Source organism: Acinetobacter sp. ANC 4218 (assembly GCF_002135245.1).
GTDB lineage: Bacteria > Pseudomonadota > Gammaproteobacteria > Pseudomonadales > Moraxellaceae > Acinetobacter.
In genome coordinates this window covers 43,621-66,374 of record NZ_NEGD01000012.1, presented here as the reverse complement: position 1 = coordinate 66,374, position 22,754 = coordinate 43,621, and the positions used below count along the sequence as shown (strand labels likewise).

20 protein-coding genes are annotated in these 22,754 nt (G+C 42.4%); 18 read left to right on the top strand and 2 right to left on the bottom strand.

What is annotated here, in order from left to right:
• The first annotated feature begins 594 nt into the window (after positions 1-594).
• From B9T38_RS12615 to B9T38_RS12535, 16 genes are all read left to right on the top strand, one after another.
• Positions 595-1,152, top strand: a complete 558-nt coding sequence (locus B9T38_RS12615) for a hypothetical protein (protein ID WP_086197139.1) — start codon at positions 595-597, stop codon at positions 1,150-1,152.
• A gap of 399 nt (positions 1,153-1,551) precedes the next feature.
• On the top strand, positions 1,552-3,729 hold the full coding sequence (locus B9T38_RS12610; RefSeq protein ID WP_086197138.1) for a TonB-dependent siderophore receptor: 2,178 nt from the start codon (positions 1,552-1,554) through the stop codon (positions 3,727-3,729).
• A 734-nt stretch (positions 3,730-4,463) separates the two neighbouring features.
• Positions 4,464-5,033: a fimbrial protein gene (locus B9T38_RS12600; RefSeq protein WP_086197136.1), complete on the top strand. Its 570-nt coding sequence runs from the start codon at positions 4,464-4,466 to the stop codon at positions 5,031-5,033.
• Between the two features lie 100 nt (positions 5,034-5,133).
• Positions 5,134-5,874 carry a fimbrial biogenesis chaperone gene (locus B9T38_RS12595; protein WP_251992240.1) on the top strand — a complete coding sequence of 247 codons (741 nt, stop codon included), beginning with the start codon at positions 5,134-5,136 and terminating at the stop codon, positions 5,872-5,874.
• Positions 5,875-5,893: 19 nt separating this feature from the next.
• Entirely contained in the window at positions 5,894-8,521 is a 2,628-nt protein-coding gene (locus B9T38_RS12590; RefSeq protein ID WP_086197135.1) for a fimbria/pilus outer membrane usher protein, read from the top strand.
• Positions 8,514-10,061, top strand: coding sequence for a fimbrial protein (locus B9T38_RS12585; RefSeq protein ID WP_086197134.1), 1,548 nt, complete (start codon positions 8,514-8,516; stop codon positions 10,059-10,061). Before B9T38_RS12590 ends, B9T38_RS12585 begins: the two co-directional genes overlap by 8 nt.
• Entirely contained in the window at positions 10,058-10,822 is a 765-nt protein-coding gene (locus B9T38_RS12580) for a fimbrial biogenesis chaperone (protein WP_086197133.1), read from the top strand. Before B9T38_RS12585 ends, B9T38_RS12580 begins: the two co-directional genes overlap by 4 nt.
• A gap of 341 nt (positions 10,823-11,163) precedes the next feature.
• A complete protein-coding gene (gene arsC / locus B9T38_RS12575; RefSeq protein WP_086197132.1) occupies positions 11,164-11,598 on the top strand; it encodes an arsenate reductase (glutaredoxin) in 435 nt (144 codons plus the stop codon).
• A gap of 117 nt (positions 11,599-11,715) precedes the next feature.
• Positions 11,716-12,003 (top strand): ArsR/SmtB family transcription factor, encoded by a 288-nt coding sequence (locus tag B9T38_RS12570; protein WP_086197131.1) that lies wholly within the window; start codon positions 11,716-11,718, stop codon positions 12,001-12,003.
• Entirely contained in the window at positions 12,004-13,026 is a 1,023-nt protein-coding gene (locus B9T38_RS12565) for a permease (RefSeq protein WP_086197130.1), read from the top strand.
• A gap of 19 nt (positions 13,027-13,045) precedes the next feature.
• Complete coding sequence (locus B9T38_RS12560) at positions 13,046-13,285, top strand: thioredoxin family protein (protein WP_086197129.1); 240 nt, start codon at positions 13,046-13,048, stop codon at positions 13,283-13,285.
• 191 nt (positions 13,286-13,476) lie between these two features.
• The gene (locus B9T38_RS12555; RefSeq protein WP_086197128.1) at positions 13,477-13,797 is read left to right on the top strand and encodes a metalloregulator ArsR/SmtB family transcription factor; all 321 of its coding nucleotides are present in this window, start codon (positions 13,477-13,479) and stop codon (positions 13,795-13,797) included.
• Positions 13,798-13,803: 6 nt separating this feature from the next.
• Entirely contained in the window at positions 13,804-14,274 is a 471-nt protein-coding gene (locus B9T38_RS12550; RefSeq protein ID WP_086197127.1) for an arsenate reductase ArsC, read from the top strand.
• 11 nt (positions 14,275-14,285) lie between these two features.
• The gene (gene arsB / locus B9T38_RS12545) at positions 14,286-15,326 is read left to right on the top strand and encodes an ACR3 family arsenite efflux transporter (RefSeq protein WP_086197126.1); all 1,041 of its coding nucleotides are present in this window, start codon (positions 14,286-14,288) and stop codon (positions 15,324-15,326) included.
• 9 nt (positions 15,327-15,335) lie between these two features.
• Positions 15,336-16,040, top strand: a complete 705-nt coding sequence (gene arsH, locus B9T38_RS12540; protein WP_086197125.1) for an arsenical resistance protein ArsH — start codon at positions 15,336-15,338, stop codon at positions 16,038-16,040.
• A gap of 110 nt (positions 16,041-16,150) precedes the next feature.
• The gene (locus tag B9T38_RS12535) at positions 16,151-17,212 is read left to right on the top strand and encodes an ArsO family NAD(P)H-dependent flavin-containing monooxygenase (RefSeq protein ID WP_086197124.1); all 1,062 of its coding nucleotides are present in this window, start codon (positions 16,151-16,153) and stop codon (positions 17,210-17,212) included.
• Positions 17,213-17,301: 89 nt separating this feature from the next.
• Here the strand turns inward: B9T38_RS12535 and B9T38_RS12530 are convergent, their stop codons facing one another.
• Entirely contained in the window at positions 17,302-17,778 is a 477-nt protein-coding gene (locus B9T38_RS12530; protein WP_143222717.1) for a hypothetical protein, read from the bottom strand.
• A 269-nt stretch (positions 17,779-18,047) separates the two neighbouring features.
• A complete protein-coding gene (locus tag B9T38_RS12525) occupies positions 18,048-18,857 on the bottom strand; it encodes a DUF6502 family protein (RefSeq protein WP_086197122.1) in 810 nt (269 codons plus the stop codon).
• 512 nt (positions 18,858-19,369) lie between these two features.
• Here B9T38_RS12525 and B9T38_RS12520 point away from each other — a divergent pair.
• A complete protein-coding gene (locus B9T38_RS12520; protein ID WP_086197121.1) occupies positions 19,370-19,840 on the top strand; it encodes a hypothetical protein in 471 nt (156 codons plus the stop codon).
• Positions 19,841-19,881: 41 nt separating this feature from the next.
• Positions 19,882-22,683, top strand: coding sequence for a beta strand repeat-containing protein (locus tag B9T38_RS12515; RefSeq protein WP_086197120.1), 2,802 nt, complete (start codon positions 19,882-19,884; stop codon positions 22,681-22,683).
• The last annotated feature ends 71 nt before the right edge of the window (positions 22,684-22,754 follow it).

Sequence of the window (22,754 nt, the reverse complement as noted above, 5' to 3'; positions counted from 1 at the left end):
TAATTTGGGTAGTCTGCCTTTAGCTAGAACATGCTTATGCAATTCTCAACCATTAAATAAAACGTTGACCATGAGATGCTCATAATCGCTTAAGCTGTGTTTCAGAAAGCTGTTTTGAGTCAATGTATTTCATCTAAAAATTATGCATGAATGTTAAAAATTCTACGGTACAAATAATCAACAATAAATAGCTTAATTTTTGATTTATGAAAGAGATATTTTATATATCACATATTCTAAAGCTTTATTTTATGGAAATAAGGCGGTTAAAAAACCTTGCTGATTGGTTTAACTTCTGAAATCTATATTCATATTGCATTTTTTATTCCAAAATAACCTTTACCTGATTGAGAGACAACTGCCTATAACACTCTTAAAGGTATTATCTTTAGTTTAAAAGTTAAAAACTATAAAATTAAAAAGATACCCTCTTCATCTGAACGCTAGCTTTAAATCTCATACATTGACAAGATAATGGATAATATAAAAATAATGGATCATGGATTTTTAATTTAGTAAATAAAATTAATGTATAAGATGTGAAAGGCTAAAAGCTTGCTATAGTGTGCTGAATTTAGCTTTTTATATAGACTAATGTTAAATAATACTTATATTTTGTTTGGGGCAGTTTTAGGTTTAACGATTGCAAATGCGGCAGGAGCTGCAACTATAAGCATGAAGAATGATCGGTTGGGCTATTTAATACAACAGGTAGATTATCAGCATATAAATGACTCTCTTGAAAAATCTGAAAATCGGTTATTGGGACGTGCAAGCTGGGATATTCAATGCTGGGTAAAGAGTAGTGAAAATACTAAAATTTGCACAATGCGTAAAAACCATATTACGGTAATGCGTATGAACGATTCTTACAGCTTAAGTGTTGGCATAAACCATGCAAGAAATTCTATTACACTACTTAAAGTAGATAATAATAGTGTTTTGCAGGCGCGTGAGGGTTTATACCGTGACGCTCAAGCCATTATAGATCAGTTCAAGCGTGGCTTTGAGGTAAAAACCGAGTTTAATGTATCTCATAATGCTAAACCGGTTGTGAATGAAGTTTCATTAATTGGTTTTTCTGACGCATTTAATGATATGCAGCAGCAGTATAGTAAGCTGAATCATTTAGATTTACAGCGCAGGCTTTAATAAAACGAATAGCCTGTTGTCTTTGAATAAAAGGCACAGGCTAAGCAATACCGTTCTTGTGATTTAATGCTAAATCCAATCAAAAGACAAACAAGGCCAAAATCAAACTTGGTCCGAGGCGATTCAGTATTCTCAAATCAGGTTTCAGATATATGCAGGTATGGCGGTATTCAACAGGCTGAATGAATGATGTAAACCTTTCACAGCAAGTTGCAGTTTAAATCTGAATAGTGGAGGGATAAACCCAATCCAAAATCCTGGTTTAAAAAGCCGTATCGGAAGCATGATAAAAAAATCTCGGATATGGTGTAGAAATGCTTGTTCAATCTGAGAAAATTGTGAATACTCATGCCCGCAAATTTATGCTGCAAGATTATCTTTTGGGGTTGGACAACTACTGTGAAAACGTATTCATTTTCTCATTTACAAAAAGCATTGCTGGCTGCGGGTTCATTTTCATGTCTAGGCTTAAGCTTAAGCCCGGTATGGGTACATGCTGCAAATGAGAATGAGATCTCACAACTGGAAAAGCTCACAGTGACTGCACAAACGGCCTATGACCAACCCGAGGTGAATTTATACGGTTTTAGCCAGCAAAATCTGGCTGAAATTCCGGCATCGCTCAGCACAATCACAGCCGAGCAGATCGCTGATCAGCACGCCAAAACCCTGACGGATGTAGTTAAAAATGACGCTGCAGTAGGGGATGGCTATGCACCGATTGGCTATTATCCGAACTTTGTCATGCGTGGTTTTGCCTTAAATCTGGGATCCAGCTATTTACTCAATGGTCACTTGCTGCGCGGTGAGCAAAATGTAGCACTGGAAAACAAAGAACAGGTCGAAATTTTAAAAGGCATCAGTGTGCTTCAAAGTGGCATGGCAACCCCGGGTGGTGTGGTGAACTATGTGACCAAACGCCCCAAAGATATTCACTCATTTACTGTTGAAGCCGACAGTCATGGTGGCAACCGCGTGGCAACGGACTTGGGTGGTTTACTTGGAGCAGATCAACAGTTTGGCTATCGAGTCAATTTGACACATGAAGAGATTCATCCTTATGTGGAACATGCCGATGGCAAGCGCGTATTTGGTGCTTTGGCTTTAGACTGGAAAATCTCGGATCGATCAAAACTGGAATTTGATATCGAATCGCAGCGCCAACGTCAGCGCTCCGTACCCGGCTATCAGTTGCTGGATGGTAAAACAGTACCCACAGGCGTTGAATGGGACCGTTTGCTGGGTTATCAAAGCTGGAGCCAACCGGTGACCAATGAAAGTTTGAATACCAGCTTAAAATATATTCACCAGATCAATGATAACTGGACAGCCAATCTGGCCGCTTCGCAAAGCCGTGTGACGGTGGATGATTATTCGGCATTTCCATGGGGATTTGGTTTAAGTAATACCTTTGACCAAAATGGCAACTATGATATTTATGATTTTCGTAGTCCGAATGACAGCTATCTGACCAATCAGCTTAAAGCTGGATTAAATGGTCAATTCAACACTGGAGCATGGCAACATACGCTTAGCTTGGAACTGTCACAAACCTATAAACGGCATGCACAATATGATGCTACTAATAGTATGGTTTGGGTAGGTACAGGAAATATTTATAGTGATCCTATCATCGTACCCCCTAATGACAGAACTCTAGGCAATCATTACAAATCACTGGATAGTCAGCACAAGGCCTTGAACTTACTCGACCAGATTGATTTCAATCAGGCGTGGTCCGTTTTGCTGGGTGGCAAATTCTTGCATGTCAATGAAAGTGCTTATAATGCGAATGGCAACAACATCCGCGATACCGATTTGACTCGTTTCCTGCCGCAGCTGGCCTTGATGTATCAGCCTGGGGAAAACACCCATCTGTATGCGTCTTATGCCAAAGGTTTGAGTGATGGTGGACAGGCACCTTGGTATGCTCTGGGTAATCCTGATAAAGGTATCGAAGGTAATGCTGGCGTAACTTTAGCGCCAGTACATTCCACCCAGTATGAATTGGGGATTAAGCAGCAGTGGAAAAAGTTACTCTTTACCGCGGCAGTGTTTGATTTAACCCAAGACAATCAATATACCAACTCAGACAATTATTATGTGAATGAGGGGGAGCAGCATAATCTGGGGCTGGAACTGGGTCTACAAGGGCGCGTAGGTCAGAATCTAGATCTGAACTCGACTTTGGCACTTACCCGTTCACGTCTCACAGAAATACAAACAGCTGAATACCAGGGTCATCAAACTCAAAATGTACCCACTGTCCGCTTCGTCAGCCATCTGTCTTATCAAGTGCCGCAAGTAGAGGGATGGCGTTTATTGGCCGGTATGCAGTACAGCAGCAGTAAATATGCCAACAAAACAGGCACCGTAAAAGTACCTGCTTATACCGTATTTGATGCAGGTACAAGCTATAACTTCCGGGCTTATGGTTATGACAATATGCTGCGCTTCAACATAGATAACCTGTTCAATAAGAAATACTGGCGAGATGCGGGTAGTTTCTTCGGTGATGACTATTTGTTCCTTGGGGCACCACGTACCGCACAACTGTCATGGACTGTAAATTTCTAATTCGATCTTAGATTTTGCTATAGAAAACTGTCTGAGTGTTTCATAGGACCATTGCTCAGCGAGCCCATGCGCTGCCAATATGACCTTTAATCCAGTCAGCGGAACTGTGCTGATTGGATCCATAGCCGATTTGAGTGATGTATTGAAAAGAGTGCCGACACAGAAAATCAGCCAGATTGAAAAATTGTTGTCGCATACGTGGAAGCCTTTCTGACTCCAGCAGGTTTTACCACAAGCTGACTCAAGGGTGATAAAAAGGTGCAACACTGACGGTGTCGGGTATACGCTTGCAATCAAAGACATATTACATAGTAGGTAACGTTTATGCCCATCAACATTATATATTTTGGCAGGACATTCTTGAGAGGCTGTAGTTTCAAGAACAAGAGAGCTGAATAAAACCATCACTCAGACATTCTGCCATTTTGGCGTTTTCACTGATCATTATTGAGAATCTACCTGTAGACTGGAATCTAAGAGACGCTTTTATTCAAGACAAGGGCATTAACCCAGACTTCGCTATATTGGATAGCCTTGACAGTTTTAAGAAATCATCAGCAACAGTTCAGTTATATTTAAAGTCTATTTTTAAAGCTTAATAACCTCTTAATTTTAATGTCTAAAATACTTTTTTTTATAGATTATTAATGCTAATGTTAAATTAATAATTTAAAATTATCGTTAAGTTTCACTTGATAACTACGTATAAATGTATATAGGAATAGGGGATTTTTATGAAATTAAAACATTTATTACTTGCTGGAATTGCTGCAGGAGCAGCAAATATGGCAATGGCTAATACAGGTACAATTACATTCATTGGTCAAGTTGTGGATAGTACTTGTGCAGTAACAGTTAATAACACTACTGCCAGTGCTACCGTAACGTTGCCAACAGTGAAAATTCAAGAGTTAGCTAATGCAAATGATACTGCAGGGGCTACACCTTTTACCATAGACGTAACCGGTTGTACTGCCATTACCACGCCACTCATTACATCGATTAAAACGCGTTTTTTAGCGCAGAACGTGAATGGAGCAAATTTAGCTAATACAGCCGGCACTACCCCTGCAACGAAGGTCGCGATACAACTTTTGCAAGATACAGGAGTGATTGGTAGCACAGGTGATACAGCATTAAACTTTACTACAGGATATGCTGAATCTGGTACTCAACCATTAGCAGATGCTATAGGTTTAGGAGTAGTAAAATTTCCTTTCGTAGCACGATATATTGCAGTAGAAAATGGAGTCACCGCTGGTACTGTGCAAGCAATTGTAGACTATGAATTAGTTTACGAATAAAACATGTATAAACGATCTGACATATATTGATCTTTACTTATTTCTAGATATGTGTCAGATAATTTCAGTAAAAATATAAAAAAATGCAGGAATCCAAACCGTGTTTCGTTATGCTTTTATATTAACTTTATTGGCTTCCATAGTTTCCACGCAGTCTTGGGCGAATATTGTAATGGTCGGGACGCGAGTTATTTTTCCTGCGGAAAGCAATGAAAAGACCCTGCAGTTCAGTAATAATGGTGACATCCCCTATATTGTGCAAATTTGGCTGGATCGGGGGAACGATGCATCTACGCCTGAAAATGCCGATGCTCCTTTTGTAGTGAATCCCCCGTTATTCCGTATTAATCCGCATAAGGGGCAAATGGCGCGCCTGATTTATGTACCTCAGACTGCCTTGCCGCAGGATCGTGAATCCATTTTTTATCTGAATTTCAAACAGATTCCCGCTTTACAGGAAAGTTCGGCTGACCAAAATAAGCTAATTTTTCTGGTCAAGAACCGCTTAAAAGTTTTTTATCGTCCTAAAAGCATTATTGGCAATGTTGAAGTCATGCCGCAAAAATGGACCTATACGCTACAGCAGCAGACTAAAGGCAGCACGGTGACCGTGCATAACCCGACTGGATATTATGCCAACCTGACCACAGCGACCCTCAAAGTGAAACAGCAAAGCTATAGTATTGACCCGAAATCTGTTGCCATGATTGCCCCATACAGCAATGCAACCTGGCCACTGCCTAAAAAAGTAACTGCAGATCAAGACAGCGTACTGAGCGTGACTTATGTGAATGATTATGGTGCTATAGCCAGACAGGACATTCCTGTACAACAGCCTTAGCGTCGCGTAAGGATAAAATATGGAGAGAACACTTCCCTTATTCTTACCATCCTGTTTATCCTTAATGATTCACTGTATCTGCTTACAGCAAGCATCTGCTCAGGAACAGCCATTGGCTGTCAGCACAAATAGTAACTCACTTACACAGGCGTATAGCAAACAGCCGACAAAAGAGACCTTTACTTTTGATCCGCATTTATTTCAAGGCAGTGGCTTAAGTGCTGCAATGATTGAACGCTTTAATCAGGCAGACCGGATTGAAGCCGGTGTCTATAAAGTTGATATCTACATCAATGATCGTTTTTTGGAACGGCTTAGTATCCCGTTTATTGAAAATCAGACAGCAGCACAGGGTGTAGACGCCTGCTTATCCACCGAACTGCTAGAGCAAGCTGGTGTTTTGGGAGATGAAGGATACCGTAAACAACAAACCAGTATCCCTGAACTTCCTCCATGTTTAACCATCACCCAAGTTGCAACAGGCAGTAGCAGCCATTTTGATTTTTCCTTGTTACGTCTGAGCCTGATGGTGCCGCAACGTTTCATGAAAAATTTGCCACGAGGCTATGTCAATCCAGCCGATCTGGATAGTGGCAGCAGCATTGGCTTTGTCAATTATATGGGCAACTATTATTATTCTCAGAGCCGTTTAAGTCATGAGGACAATAATGAATCTGCCTTTATGGGGTTTAACGGTGGGATCAATCTGGGTAAATGGCAATATCGGCAGCAATCCAATTTGTCCATGAATAATGAGCATGACACGACCTGGCGTCATCTTCGCAGTTATGTGCAACGCCCAGTGGATAAGTTGAAGTCCCAACTGCTCCTGGGACAGCAGTATAGCTCAGGACGTTTTTTGTCCGGATTGGCTTTTCAGGGACTGAGTCTGCAAACAGATGAACGAATGCGGCCAGATTCGATGCGCGGTTATGCTCCGGTAATCCGTGGTATCGCCCAGAGCAATGCCAAAGTGTCGATTGAACAGAATGGCATCGAGATCTATCAAATTACGGTGGCTCCTGGCCCCTTTGAAATTAATGACCTCTATCCGACCAATTATGATGGCAATTTGACTGTGATTGTCACCGAAGCCGATGGTTCCAGACATTCTACAGAAGTTCCCTATGCGGCGGTTCCGACCTCTCTACGTGCCGGATTGTCGAATTATAGTCTGGCCTTAGGCTGGACCGATCTTGATCAGACCCCTGATGCTTTTTTTTCTGATATTAATTATGAATATGGGGTCAGCAACAGTATTACTGTGAATGGTGGTATACGTCTTGCCGATGCTTATCAGGCATTGGCTGTCGGCGGCGTTTATGGCAGTTTTCTGGGCGCTTTGGGTGCCAATTTGACGTACTCACGAGCTGATTTGCCAAGTATAGACGGGCAGGAATCCACTGATGGCTGGATGACCAATCTGACTTACAGTAAGACCTTGCAGCCAACCAAGACCACGATTACCCTGGCGGGCTATCGTTATTCGACCAGTGGCTATCGTGAATTCAGTGATATTTTAAGATCCCGCTATGCTTGGGAGCAAGGCAGTCTATGGAGTTCCTATAACAACTTACAGCGTTCGCGTTTTCAGATTAATCTGAGTCAGCCCTTGGGAAGTTATGGTTCATTCTATTTATCTGGTTCTACCCAAGACTATCGGGATGGACGCCAACGCGATACATCGCTGCAAGCCGGCTATCAAAAATCTTTTGGTATTCTGAGTGTCAATCTGAATTATACGCGTCAAAAATTGCATAGCCTTCAAGGTGGTTCGGTCAAGCAAGAGCGTTTTGACAACTTTGGTGGCCTGAGCCTGTCTTTCCCGCTTGGTTCAAACCGCGGCAGGCTGACGCCGAACCTGAATGCAAACTATAATCGCAGCAATGACAGTGATAACTATCAAGTTGGCATTAGCGGTGCCTTAGATGAAGACTATAGCTTGAGCTATAACCTGGGCATGAATGGCAGCGGACAGTCGAATGATCAAACTTATAATGTGGGTTTGTACAAACGGCTGTCGAAAATGTCGCTGGGCCTGAATAGTGCCTATAATCAGCAATATTGGCAAAGTTCCCTGAATGCCAGTGGTGCCCTGGCCATTCATGCTGGTGGAATTACATTGGGTTCTTATCTCGGAGATACCTTTGCCCTGGTTGAAGCCAAAGGTGCCAAAGGTGCCAAAATTGTCAGTTCCCCAACTAACAGGATTGATCGTTTTGGTTATGCCTTGGTCCCGAGTATCAGTCCTTATCGCTACAATACCATCGCCCTTGATCCGCAAGGGGTGTCCGGCAATATCGAATTGGAAGGTGGTGAACAGCGTATTGCACCCTATGCCGGTGCTGCAGTCAAAGTGAACTTTAAAACCCGTTATGGCTATAGTGTGCTGATACAAAGTATGTTAGCTGAAGGGCAAAATATTCCGATGGGGGCAGATGTCCGCAATGAAGCCGGTGAAGTGATTGGCATGGTCGGACAGGCTGGGCAGGCTTATGTGCGTGTCGAACAGCCACAAGGTACACTGACTTTCGATTGGGGTGATGATGCAGGACAACGTTGCACAATGCCTTACCGTATTGACCGTCAGCAGCTAGAGCAACCGATGATTAAACTACAACTACAATGCATTGTAGAGAATGAATAATATGGATGATAAATTTTACATTGTGCTCAAATTTTTTTTTGTAATGCTGTTAATGAGCATCGGCATGACTGCCAGTGCAACATGTCGTTTTGTCGATTATAGTAATGGGGATACAACAACTATAGATAATAATAAGATTACCAATACAAGAGACAACGCTGCAGCAAAAATTCCGATAGGAAATTTACATCTTTATAATAATACGATTCAATCGGTAGGGACTAAGCTTGCAGAGATGTCTGTTGCTGCAACAGAATATAAAATTAACAATGTGAATCCTGAAACGATTTTATGGCGTTGTGATCCCGGCACTAATGATATGAATAAGCTCACGTTCCTGGTTGCCACCAATGGTGATGACAGGGTTGGAGGGCACGAAGTGGTGAACCCTAGTGATGTGGGTGGCGAGTCAAATGTTTATTATACCTGGTTTAAAGGAATCGGCATCCGGCAGACGATGTCAGGTAAGATTTTAACGAAATATTGGCAAACTGTACCGGTAACCTATGATATAGGGACATATACAGGTACTGTCAGCAATGCGACTCAATGTCCTTCGGGCTGGTATTGTATCCGTTTAAAGCATATCCCAAATTTGAATGTCGAATTTTTTAAAGTGAATGGTCTACCATCAATTTCTGTTTCTGATTACTGCAGTAATGTAACGGTGGGTGGAACGAGTGGTATGGGTGAGTCGGGCAATTATTTGTGTGGGCAGCCCTCAGCGTATATTCAGCTAGCAGATGATAGTCTGTTTGGTCCTGTGCTTTTCCCCCATGATTTTGCAGGAGAAGATTCGGCAATTAGTTTTAGTTTTTATGACCTTCGAAATGGTTTTGGTTATACCTTATATAATGCAGCATATCTTGTCCCTGCAGTAAAAACCTGCTGGGCGACTACAGCTAATACTCAGACCGTTACTTTACCGTGGACCACGACGGCTCATATGGATACAGGTGGAAAGGTATTTAAAGATTTTCAAATCCAGATTGAATGTACAGGAAATGTGACCGCCGGACTTAACACGGGGCAATTTGCTGTCGGGATTCAGGCTTCCCAAGCTAGTTACACTCAGGCACAAGCTTTAGGATTGGTCAATACTAATCAGGGGGTGACTGCACTAGTTTCGGATGACTATGCTACCAATGCAGCTCGAGCTAAAAATGTCGGGATTTTCCTCTACAAAGATGGTGGCAGTACACCTATGAACTTTGTCGGACAGCCAGGATATACAGGGAGCGGCTTTCCTGATACCACTAACAGTGGTGGAGGAATTGGCATACGTTATGATTGTGATTGGCAAAATCCGAGTATTCCCGGAACAGGTTATGGCACGAATGTGTGCTATTTAGGGAATGCGATTAATTACCCAAATGGCAACGATGCAGGATGGTATGTATTTTCAGAGCTTACGCAATCTTCTGGAGACAAGATCACCAATATTCCATTACGAGCAGTGCTAAAAAAACTTCCTTCTGCTGGTGCAGTGACGGCGGGCTCCGTGCTTGCAACCGCCCATGTGCTGGTAAAAATGCAATGAAGTCCATTCTACACTTATGTTATATAAGCTTATTCGCTCACAGTATTGTTGCACAGGCAGGTATTGTGCCTGCCTCTAGCAGGGTTATTTATGCAGAACAGAATAGAGAACAATCCTTGCTCCTAGCCAATAGCAATGACTATCCGGTTGTAGTACAAACATGGGTAGATGATGGCTCGGGCAACCTTAATCTTGCTAAGGCCCCATTTGTGGTATTGCCAGCAATATTTAAGATGAACCCCAAAGGTATACAGGTAATACGCATTGTGCAGAATGGCGATGCCATGCCTGCCGATCGTGAATCAGTCTATTGGCTCAATCTGTATGAAATTTCGGGGAAGACCCCTGAACAAAGTCAGCCAGTCAGCGAAAATCAGGCACGTTTAGATCTGGCAATGAATACTCAGCTGAAAATTTTCTATCGCCCTGCACACTTGGTCAAAATGAATATTGAACAAATTGCTGCACAGTTACGCTTTTCCTTACAACAATCTGCAGGGCAGTGGTTTTTACTTTGTCATAATCCTACACCCTACCATATTTCATTTACCGGACTAAAAGTGATCCAGGATCAGCAATCCAGAGTTGTTGCAAAACAGATGGATATGATGACCCCTGCACAAGCGAATCGTATCTATCCCTTAGAGCAGGCTCCGCAGTCTACCGAATTTAATCGCATAGAATTCACACTTTTGGATGATCAGGGAACCATGCGCAATGGTCTATTTGATCCGAAAATGAATCGCACGCAGCTAAAATAAAATTGTTTAGCAACAATCAAGGGTTGTCTGCCGAAAATTTACTAATTATTTATATAAAACAGTTGTTTAAATAAAAATTAATAGACTAGGGAAAGTTGTAGAAGTTGTTTTAGCAATTATTGTTGTTTCATGGTCAATACTGACTTATTGTTTTAAGGTTTTTTGTAGCGTATTTGAATAAATCTATAGCCTGACCCAATAATCTAAATATGTGATGGTCACACTTGGAAATGCTTGTGGGCTTTCATTCTCAGGTGAATGCTACAAATGAATATATTTCATGTTGCGAATATGCGTATATTCATATATAAAGACATGATTCATTGATAAGGGTAAATCTCATGGATCAAATGCCAAAAGTGCAAATTTATCATAACCCGGCCTGTGGAACTTCACGTAATACATTGGCGTTAATTCGCAATGCAGGGATTGAGCCAGAAGTGAATGAATATCTGGTTACGCCACCCTCTAAAGATCAGCTGGTCAATATGATTCGGGACGCCGGTTTAACGGTTCGTGAAGTCTTGCGTAAAAATGTCGATCCCTATGCCGAGCTAAATCTGGATGATGCGAGCTGGAGCGATGAGAAACTGGTTGATGCCATGCTGCAGCATCCAATCCTGATCAACCGTCCGTTGGTGGTCACCGAGTTCGGAACGCGTTTATGCCGTCCTTCCGAAGTCGTGCTGGATATTCTGCCTTTGCCGCAATTAGGAGCCTTTGCCAAAGAAGACGGTGAATTCATTATTGATGAACAGGGCAATCGGCTGAAATAAAGCGTCTTGGATAGCAAAAAGCTCTAACTTGATTAGGGCTTTTTTTTGTGAAAATACATTGACGATGATCAATATAATTTACATACTGGTGAAATAGGTCCTTGATGGATAAAGGAATTGGATCATCAGCAAGCAGTTTCCCTGTATCAGGTTTTGACGGATAAGACCCGTCTTCAGATTTTGCAAATGTTACAGGCAGGGGAGTGTTGTGCATGTGAATTACTCAAGAATCTGTCGATTAGTCAATCAACCTTATCTCACCACATGAAGTGTTTGACTGAATCGGGTCTGGTTAAAGGCAGAAAAAACGGACGCTGGATACACTATTCACTGAATCCCATCCGTGCTCAAGAACTGTCTCTATTTACACAAGCACTATTATTCCCCCAAGACCAGGAGATTTAAATGGATCAAATAATTGCCCTCTTTGCTTGGTTGAATAACGCTCTGCTCAAAATGACCTGGTTGTCAGAGGGTGTGCGCTGGCTGGTTGAAAATGTCTTCGGTTTATCTGTCGCAACCCGTCTGGGTGGCAGTATTCACTTCTTTATCTATGATGTCTTCAAGATCTTTATTCTGCTCTCGGTTCTGATCTATACCCTGTCGTATATCCAGAGTTATTTTCCGCCTGAACGTACCAAGCAGATTTTAGGCCGCATGACCGGGATCAAAGCCAATATCATGGGGGCCTTGCTCGGCACCATTACCCCATTTTGTTCCTGTTCTTCCATTCCGCTGTTTATCGGTTTTACCCGTGCCGGATTGCCTGTGGGGGTGACCTTTTCATTTCTGATTTCATCTCCGCTGGTCGATCTGGCTTCGATTATTTTATTGGCCAGTATTTTTAACTGGAAAATCGCCGTGGTCTATGTGCTACTGGGTTTAGTGCTGGCGGTATTGGGTGGATCATTGATTAGCTATTTGAAAATGGAAAGGTATGTGGCTGAGTTTGTGACCCATTATCAGGCGATTCAGGGAGAAGATGAAGATTTCAGTATGACTGCTAAAGAGCGGCGAGCATTTGCCTGGGAACAGGTGGTGGAGATTTTTAGCAAAGTCTGGATGTATGTGTTGATTGGGGTAGGGATTGGTGCTGCGATTCATAACTGGATTCCTGAACAATGGATTACCGCCTTGCTTGGTCAGGAGCATTGGTATTCTGTGTTGATTGCTACAATCGTAGGCATACCGATGTATGCGGATATTTTTGGTACCTTGCCGATTGCTGAAGCTTTGGTAGCGAAAGGTGTGGGGCTAGGTACAGTATTGGCCTTTATGATGGCGGTCACCGCACTTTCCCTGCCATCCCTAATCCTGTTAAAACAGGTAGTGAAACTTCCTTTACTCAGCCTGTTTGTTGGCATTATTTTTGTGGGAATCTTGATTATTGGCTATAGCCTAAATACTTTGGGTTACTGGTTTTTATAAAACGTGTGGAGAATAAGAGATGCAAATTAAAGTCTTAGGTACAGGTTGCCGTAAATGTAAAGCACTGTTGGCTGCAACCGAAGAAGCCGTAAAAAGTACCGGTGTGCAAGCAGAAATTGAGTATGTCACCGATATGATGCAGATTACCGAAACTGGACTGTTAAGCACTCCAGGTCTAATGATTAACAATACAATCGTATCGAGTGGTAAAGTGTTGGAAGCTCAGGCTGTCGCGGAACTGATCGAGAAAAATAAATAACTTCAAAATTGAAGTTATAGAGAAGAAAACCAGTGGTTCAAGCCGCTGGTTTTCTATATTGGGAGAAGAGGGAAACTGTTAAATCCAGCGCTTTCTGGCTGCGATATTCTGATCCGGATATAATTTTTAACTTGTACTATTTACTATATATATGGATATGTATATATTTGCATAATAGAATGGGAGTAGCTATGGACCACGTTCAGTTTTTTAAATGTTTATCTGATGAAACACGTCTCAGTATTGTCCTGCTGATTGCACAAAACAAAGAGCAATGCGTCTGTGATCTGACCGATAAGTTGCAGTTAAGCCAGCCGAAAATTTCACGCCATTTGGCTTTGTTACGTTCTTGTGGTTTGCTTAACGATCGCCGGCAGAGCCAATGGGTGTATTACAGCATCAATCCGCAATTACCGGTCTGGTGTTTTGAAATTCTAGATGTACTGAAACGTAGCGAAGTTCCGGTTTTATTTAATTCTTCCGCTCTATCGATTCAGAGCCATTGCGAGTAAGTTTTCATGAAGTTTTTATTTTTATGCACGGGGAACAGTTGCCGCAGCATTCTGTCTGAAGTGTTATTCAATAGTCGTGCGCCAGAAGGCTGGGTAGCTTACAGTGCCGGTAGTAAACCTTCCGGTCAGGTACATCCCTTGACGATTGAAACCCTACACAATCTGGGTTTATCGACTGAAGGTCTATCCAGCAAAAGCATTGATGCCTGTGAACAGTACCAGCCAGATGTGGTGATTACCGTCTGTGATGCTGCGGCACAGGAATCGTGTCCACTGTATCTGGGTGGAGCGATCAAGGCCCATTGGGGCTTATCTGATCCTTCACACCTGGATTTACCCAAAGAAGAAAAATTACAGGCTTTCCTGACCACGGTAGAGCACATCAATAAACGTCTGGATGCTTTATTTGCCTTGGATACCAAAAAAATGAGCCGTCCTGAGCTTATTGCCGCAATCAATCAAATTTCCCATCTTTAATCGAGCAGATCATGTCTAAATCCGGATTGTCCTTTTTAGATCGTAACCTGACGCTATGGATCTTTGTGGCCATGGCATTGGGTGTTGCGATTGGGGTGGTATTTCCACAAGTATCAACGGCACTGGATGCCATGAGTATCAATTCGGTCAATCTGCCGATTGCGATTGGCCTGATCCTGATGATGTATCCGCCATTGGCTAAAGTCGACTATGCGACTTTGCCACAGGTGTTTCAGGATAAAAAGACCCTGGCCTTGTCCCTGATCCAGAACTGGCTGATTGCCCCGGTGCTCATGTTTGTGCTGGCCATCGTCTTTCTCAGCGATTATCCGGAATACATGACCGGTCTGATCCTGATTGGTCTGGCGCGCTGCATTGCCATGGTGCTGATCTGGAATGGTCTGGCCTGTGGGGATAACCAGTATGGTGCCGCGCTGGTCGCATTTAACAGTATTTTCCAGATTCTGTTTTTTAGTAGTTATGCCTGGTTCTTCCTGACCTATTTACCACCATTTTTTGGGGTGGAAGGTCATATGATCCATGTGGATTTTTGGACCATTGCCAATGCCGTCTTGATCTATTTGGGCATTCCTTTCCTGATGGGTTTCCTTACCCGTCTGTCTTTGGTCAAAGCTAAAGGGCTGGACTGGTATCAGACGAAATTACTGCCAAAAATTGGCCCGCTCAGCTTACTGGCTTTATTGTTCACCATTGTGGCGATGTTTAGCCTTAAAGGTGGCGATGTGGTGAGTTTGCCGATGGATGTGTTACGTATCGCGATTCCATTGACGCTTTACTTTGTGCTGATGTTCTTTGTCAGCTTCTTTATGAGTAAATGGATGGGCAATGACTATCCGAAAACCACGGCTATTTCATTTACTGCAGCAGGCAATAACTTTGAGTTGGCCTTGGCGGTCGCAATCGCCACTTTTGGCCTAGCTTCTCCAATTGCCTTCACTACAATTATTGGGCCTTTGGTGGAAGTGCCGGTGCTGATTTCCTTGGTCAGCGTGTCTTTGTGGCTGAAGAAAAAATATTATCCAAATTCTTAAGAGGCTGATATGACTCTCCCAAATCTTGAATCTGATCTTTTGCCGACGCCTACTTTTGCTGAGGTGCAGGCCAAAGAACTGACCCATCCACCGCGGATGTTATTGCTTTATGGCTCAAACCGTGAGCGTTCGTACAGCCGACTGGCAGTGATGGAAGCCGGTCGTATTCTGGAACGCTTTGGCTGTGAGGTTAAAATTTTTCACCCCAAAGGTTTACCTTTGCCTGAAGATGGCGATCTGGAACATCCTAAAGTCAAAGAACTGCATGAACTATTGGCCTGGTCTGAAGGCATGGTCTGGTGTTCACCGGAGCGACATGGTTCGATGAGTTCGATCTTTAAGGCACAGATTGACTGGATTCCACTGGCAGCGGGTGCCATTCGTGCCACGCAGGGAAAAACCCTGGCACTGATGCAGGTCAGCGGCGGGTCACAGTCTTTTAATAGCGTCAACCAGATGCGCATTTTGGGGCGCTGGATGCGCATGATCACGATTCCGAACCAGTCTTCGATTCCCAAGGCCTTTTTGGAATTTGATGAAGAGGGCCGCATGAAACCGTCGTCCTTATATGATCGGATTGTCGATGTGATGGAAGAATTGTATAAGTTTACCTTGCTGACCCGTGGGCAAAGTGCTTACCTCACGGATCGTTACTCGGAGCGTAAGGAATCGGCTGAAGAACTCTCTAAACGGGTGAATCAGCGTAGTTTGTAAGGCCGGATTTACTTGACAGGCTGTCCTGTAAATCAGATAAATCAGCAGAAACCCGCTGTAAAAGCGGGCTTTTGCATCAAGAACAACAGAAAAATGCAAGGGGAAAGGCTTTGGACACAAAACAGATTGAAACAGATGTGATCATCATCGGTGCTGGACAGGCCGGTTTGTCCACGGCCTATTTTTTAAAGCGTAAGAACATTCCGTTTATTATCCTTGATGATCAGCCTCAGCCTGGAGGGGCCTGGCAGCATGCCTGGGAGTCCTTGCGTCTTTTCTCCCCGAATAGCTGGAGCTCCCTGTCAGGCTGGATGATGCCGGCGACCGAACAGACCTATCCGACCCGTCATGAAGTGATCAACTATTTGACGGCCTATGAGCAGCGCTATCACTTTCCCATAGTTCGTCCAGTGCACGTGGATCGCGTGGAAAACCAGGGAACATATTTAGAGGTCTATGCCGGGGAACAATCCTGGAAAGCCAAAGCGGTGGTGAGTGCTACGGGAACATGGAGTCAACCCTTTATTCCCGAGTATGCCGGCCGTGAGCATTTTCAGGGCGTGCAACTGCATTCCGCAGATTATAAAAATGCTGAGTTATTTAAAAACAAGAAAGTCATGGTGGTGGGTGGCGGTAACTCTGGTGCACAAATCTTGGCAGAAGTATCTCAGGTGGCCGAAACGATTTGGATCACCCAGACACCGCCACAGTTTCTGGCAGATGATGTCGATGGCCGTGTCCTGTTCTTAAGGGCGACTGAGCGCCTGAAAGCCCAGCAGGAAGGCAGAAAGATTGAGCAGCCCATTGGTGGGCTGGGTGATATTGTCATGATTGATTCAGTCAAAGATGCACGTGAGCGAGGTGTTTTACAGAGCAGGTGTCCATTTTCGGCATTTACAGAACATGGCGTGATTTGGGAAGATGGCAGCACAGCGCAAGTGGATGTGGTGATCTGGTGTACCGGATTTAAGGCGGCGCTGAATCATCTCAGCAGCCTCGGGATTATCCAGCCGGACCAGACCATCGCAGTTCAGAATGGCCGCTCGGTTCAGCTGTCAAATTTATGGCTGGTGGGCTATGGTGAATGGACCGGTGCCGCTTCGGCAACGCTAGTCGGTGTTTCCCGGACAGCTAGGGTGGTGGCGGAAGATATAGCCTCGTTTTTAGGATAACAGCGTGATTTAAATCCTGCAAAAAACGTGCTTGTGTTTGGGCATAAACGTCTAAGTAGGACTCGCCTCAGTTTAAAGAGGCGAGGATGTCAAATACCCACATTCAATGGATAGGATATGTCACAAGATTTACGTTCGGTAAATGCTGCGTTTTGTTCCAGAGAATAAATATGATGATAGTTTAAATTCCAGGATGTCGGTTCATTCGGTAAATTAAACTTGTACTGATAAGTCGCTGACTCTTGTGGCTTATGCGCGAGTGTTAAATCATTGGCTGCACATTCGAAGTTATCATGAGTTGCTAGTTGTTGCCCATCTTGTCCTATGATCTGAATAGAAGGCTGACAATTTTCAAAGTATTCCGTGGTTGTTCCCGAATTGTTATTGGTGACTTGAATCATGACACCAATATTTTCCTCTAGATTGGGATGCAGTGGAATGCCTTGCTGAGTCTCCAGTATAGAGCCTGTTTCAAGATTGATTAATTGCATTTTAAGGTTAATTTGGTCGCAAGTTTTCTCTATGGTACCACTCGACCATAAAATGAATGGATTATCATCTGGCAATATTTCTCCCTCTGCTGGCATCGGTGAACTAAGTATTGGTGGATTACTACCACCTGTAGACGGCAGCCCTGTACCCCCTAAAGAAACGCCACCAACTGAAAAAGAATCACCCTCGCCACATCCTAATAGAACACAAGGAATAAAACAGTAAAGAGACAAATTGCTTAACTTCAAAATTTTATACCTTTAGGATTGTTAGACTACGTCACAATAATTATACAATATGACAATATATTAATTTAATATTTTTTATTTATAAGAAATACATATTATTTTTTTTTGATATCAATATTTTCATCATATTGATAGATTCCCAAGCTAAATCGGTGACAAGCATCTACTTTTCCTTCATCTTGTTGAGAGCATTCTACGGCTTTACTTAACATTTTCTGAGCATATTCCTGCCATAGCTGAGTACCGTACTCTCGAAGCTCACGAATAGACTCTTCGGTTAATTCATCTGCTCGTAAGCTTTGTTCAAGATACTCATTCGATGATATGAAAATATTCGCTATACCGCAGCAGAGATGGTCGAATGCAGACTGAGAAAGAAGTACCTGGCTGTCATAAAGACTATTGCTGGGCGTAAAAGATTCTGTATGTAAAATAACCGTATTGGCTAATTCAGTCACTAAGCCTAAACGCTGCAGTTCCAGTAACATTGCACGTGGATGTTTGTCTTGAGAAACTTCTTTGGCTAAGTTTTCAAAACTGATGTCTTGCCCACTGAAAGCAATTTGTTTATGCCAATTTTTTTGAATCCACAAAGTCACAATGCGCGCAGGTACGCTTGGGCTTGGGGGAGAATGGTTATGATGAGCTTGCTCAGAAGACCTTTGCTTAAATGTACTCACTTCTCTGCGATTGAGTCCAGATAACAAGCTTATGGACGAGTCAGTTTTTTTCTGTTGTAAATATTCTAATTCTTTTTCAGCTTCATGATAAAACACAGATTTTAAAGCATGAGAAAATTCGCTATAGCCTACACCCGATTTTAATAACCAAGATACCAATGGCTCCATAATTTTTAGGACATTTAAAAGTGCAGTGTCTGAACTAGGGAGGTTGGAATCAGGCATAGATGTAATCCTATATAAAAACTCAACTTATGAATTATAATTTAAGAAAGAGATGATACCAGCATTCAACACATATAAATTAAGAAAAAATAAATAATGTTTGATTTATATCGCAATTTTTCAGTCTAAATTGCTTTGATAATTCATTCTCAATGGAAACTCCAACTCAAATAAAATACTAAATCATTTTAGATTTTTTTGAATGATAGGCCCAGTAAAAATCGGTTACTGTCAGATGGGGTTTGAGCTAAGTACAATTTATATTTCTATTTATTTTTAACATAAATTTTCTTCAATTGCTCTACAACATTTCTCCAGTATATTTGTAAGTTTAACTTAACTATTCAAGTTGGCTTTAAAGCCATTTGTAAGATTTAATCTATTAAAAAATAATAAAATGTGACCCAGTATTCATTATTTTTATATAAAAATGTGAAAAATGAACATTTTTTTGTGGTAAATTTGCCGCCATTGATAAATTAATGTGCAAATTGCACATTTAGGGGTTTGGCATGAAGATCTATAACTCAGTTAAAAAAGCATCGTTCTTACTAATAGGTGGTGCCTTGGTCAACTTTTCCTATGCAGCGACAGAAGCTTTAACCGCTGACATGAAAGTATATAAAGTGGATCAATTGAACAAGAAAAAGGAATTAAAGCCTTCAGATCAAGTTAAACCAAATACATTGCTTGAATATAAGGTCGAATATTCAAATGTATCTGCGAATAGCCTGAAAAATTTGAAATTAAATTTACCGCTTCCTGAATTTGTCACTTATACCGGCCAAAGTGTTCCAAAAGATACCTATGCTTCGATTGATGGCAAGTTTTTTGCTAAAGCACCCCTGACCCGAGTGGAAAATGGCAAAAAAGTGAATGTTCCACTAAATGAATATCGTGTTCTGCAATGGAATGTGAATGAGTTAAAAGCGAAACAAAAAATCACTGTTTCGGCTCAAGTTCGTGTCAACACTTCTAAATAATTTTTTCACGTCGTTTTAAACGTTTTATGGTTGATTTTTTTATGAAACAACATTTTCAATTAAGTAAAGTCGCGACTGCTTTAGCTGTTGTGGGTGGGGTGTCGCTATTTGGCAATTCTGCGATGGCAGCAACATCTACGCCTTTAGCGGGTCAAAATATCAGTAACGTGGCAACAGCAACTTATACCGATAATACAAATACTGAACGTGTGGTCACATCTAATGTGGTTAAGACCCTGGTAGCACAAGTAGGTAGCTTTACCCTGGTGCAGTCTAATGAACGTCAAACAGCTGCGAACAGTAGTGTAAGCTTCCCGCATATTTTGACCAACACGGGTAATGGCACAGACTCATTCACACTTAAAATTGCAAATGATACCGGCACTTTTGATTGGGCCAGTTATAATGTTTATGTTGACCGCAATCAGGATGGTATAGCTGATAATGATGTGGCTTTAACAGAAACAACAGCAATTGAATTAGCTGCCGGTGAATCTATCGGTCTGGTTGTGGTTGCTAAAACACCATTAGCTGCAACTGCAAGTCAGTATGACAGCCTCACATTGACTGCAACAGCAAAAACAGCAGCTTTATATGATACTGGCAAAGATACCGCATCAAATATAGATAAAGCGACAATTATTACTGGCGCTGTCATTGAAATTAAAAAAGAAGCTAGCGTCAGCACAATTGGTGCAAATGGCTATATCACCTATACATTGACTTTCCAAAACAAAGGTACAGCAGCGGCAACTTCAGATGTCATTATTTATGACGTACTGCCAAGTAATGTAACATTTGATACATCAACCACAGCTGATGCAAAGTTGGTTGCTTATTACAATGGCAGCTCAACCGCGCTTAATTCTGGCAATACTGATGCTGACGGTTTCTACTTTAAGACCCGTAGTGATGAGAAAGAAGCTTTTACCTTTAATGCAGGCAAGCTTGCTGCAGGATCGACGGGTAAATTAACCTTTACCGTTAAGGTCAAAAATGCTGCGGAAAATGGTGAAAAAATTACCAACACAGCATATGCGGATACTGACGGCTATACATCAGGCACAAATACACCATTAACACCGGATAATGTCCCAACAGTTCCACCGACAACGACGGATACAACACTAGTTCCATCAAACCCGAACAATGTCACCGTACTGGGTACAACTTCTCACTCGATTAACGATGATGCATCTGTTTCCTGGATTGACAACAATGTTCCAACCGGTAGCGCTGCAGGCATTGATGACCAAGTCCATGCAGCGGCTGTGCAAGGTCAGGCGATTGTCTTTGGTAATAACACCACAGACGGTGATGTTATTTATGTTCATAACTCAGGGACAACGACGGACAGCTATAACCTGAGTGTTGCAGCTGCGGCAGGTTCATCTTTGCCGGCCGGCAGCATTATCGAAATTCTGAAAGCTGATGGTAAAACACCGGTAACAGATAACAACACTGGCCCGATTGCAGCTGGCGGAAGCTTAAAATTTGTAGTACGCGTTACTTTGCCAACCAGTGGTACAGTTGATGCAGACACTAAACTGACGATGACCAGCGCTTCTGTTAGCAACAGCAGCAATAAAGATACTATTTCTTTGGTTGTTGATTCATTCACAAAAAGTGCTGTGGATTTAATACATAACAAAGGCACAACAAGTTCACCAGTTTATGTTGGTGATGGGCAGAAGAGTAGTACAGGTGTTCCTGACACAGCTTTAGTACCTGGTACATCTAAACAGCTGGATGTTACGATCAAAAATATAGGCGGTACGCCGGACAATTACAATATTACAGTTGAAGGTGTTCCAACTGGCTGGACAGCAGAACTGTTTGGAAAAGATGCGTCAGGTAATTGTACAAATACCAAAGTCACCAACTCTGGCACGATTGCCAATGGCAGTACAGGTAGTTACTGCCTGGTCGTTACTGCACCAGACGGCACGCCAGCAACCAATATTCCAGCAACCATTACAGTCAAGATCAGCTCGCCATCGACTGGCACTAGCGACGAGATTGGATTTAACCTGACGATTGCAGAACAGCGCGCGATAAGCTTCACGCCAGACCGCCAAGGCCAGTTAGCACCAGGTGGCAGCATTATTTACAGTCATACTTTAACCAACATTGGTAACGTTACTGAAGCTGATGGTAGCAAAACACTGGATTTTGCTTTACCAACACCGTCAGCAGGTGAAACGGTCACTGTTTATGTAGACGTAAATGGTAACGGCATACTTGATACTAATGAGTTGGTAACCGGTACCGGCACAGGAACTTTAAACAGCATTTTACAAAATGCAAAATTTGATCCATCTAAGCTAGCCGGCTTGCAGCAAGGTGAGTCAGTTACTGTTTATGTAAAAGTTGAAGCAGCTGCAACAGCAACAGCAGGTCAATCTTATACATCTACAGTGCAAATTAATCCTGAAACTGGTGCTACTTTAGGTTCAAACAGCATCCTGTCGATTACAGATCGCACAGTCATTAACCTGGGTTCAGTTCGTTTGGAAAAATTACAGGTTGCTGCAGACTGTACGGTAACACCTACTGATTCTGAGTACACTGGCAATCTGCAAAACGCCAAACCAGGCCAATGCGTATTCTATAAAGTGACGGCAACGAATCAGGGTAATGCTGATGCAACTGCGGTTATGATCAATGATGCTGTACCTGCATACACAACATACAAAGCGGGTTCAGTTGCACGTGATCCATCAACTCAAGGTGCTGCACCAACCGAAACCAGCGGTAATGTAAGTTATAACGTCGGTACTTTAATTCCAGGCGCTTATGCAACATTGAAATTCGCTGTTACAGTGGATAAAGCCACTCCATAATTCTAAATCTGTAACCTCCCTTTTTCGAAAGGGAGGAACTCATTTTTATCGTTTGTATTTTAATATTTTTT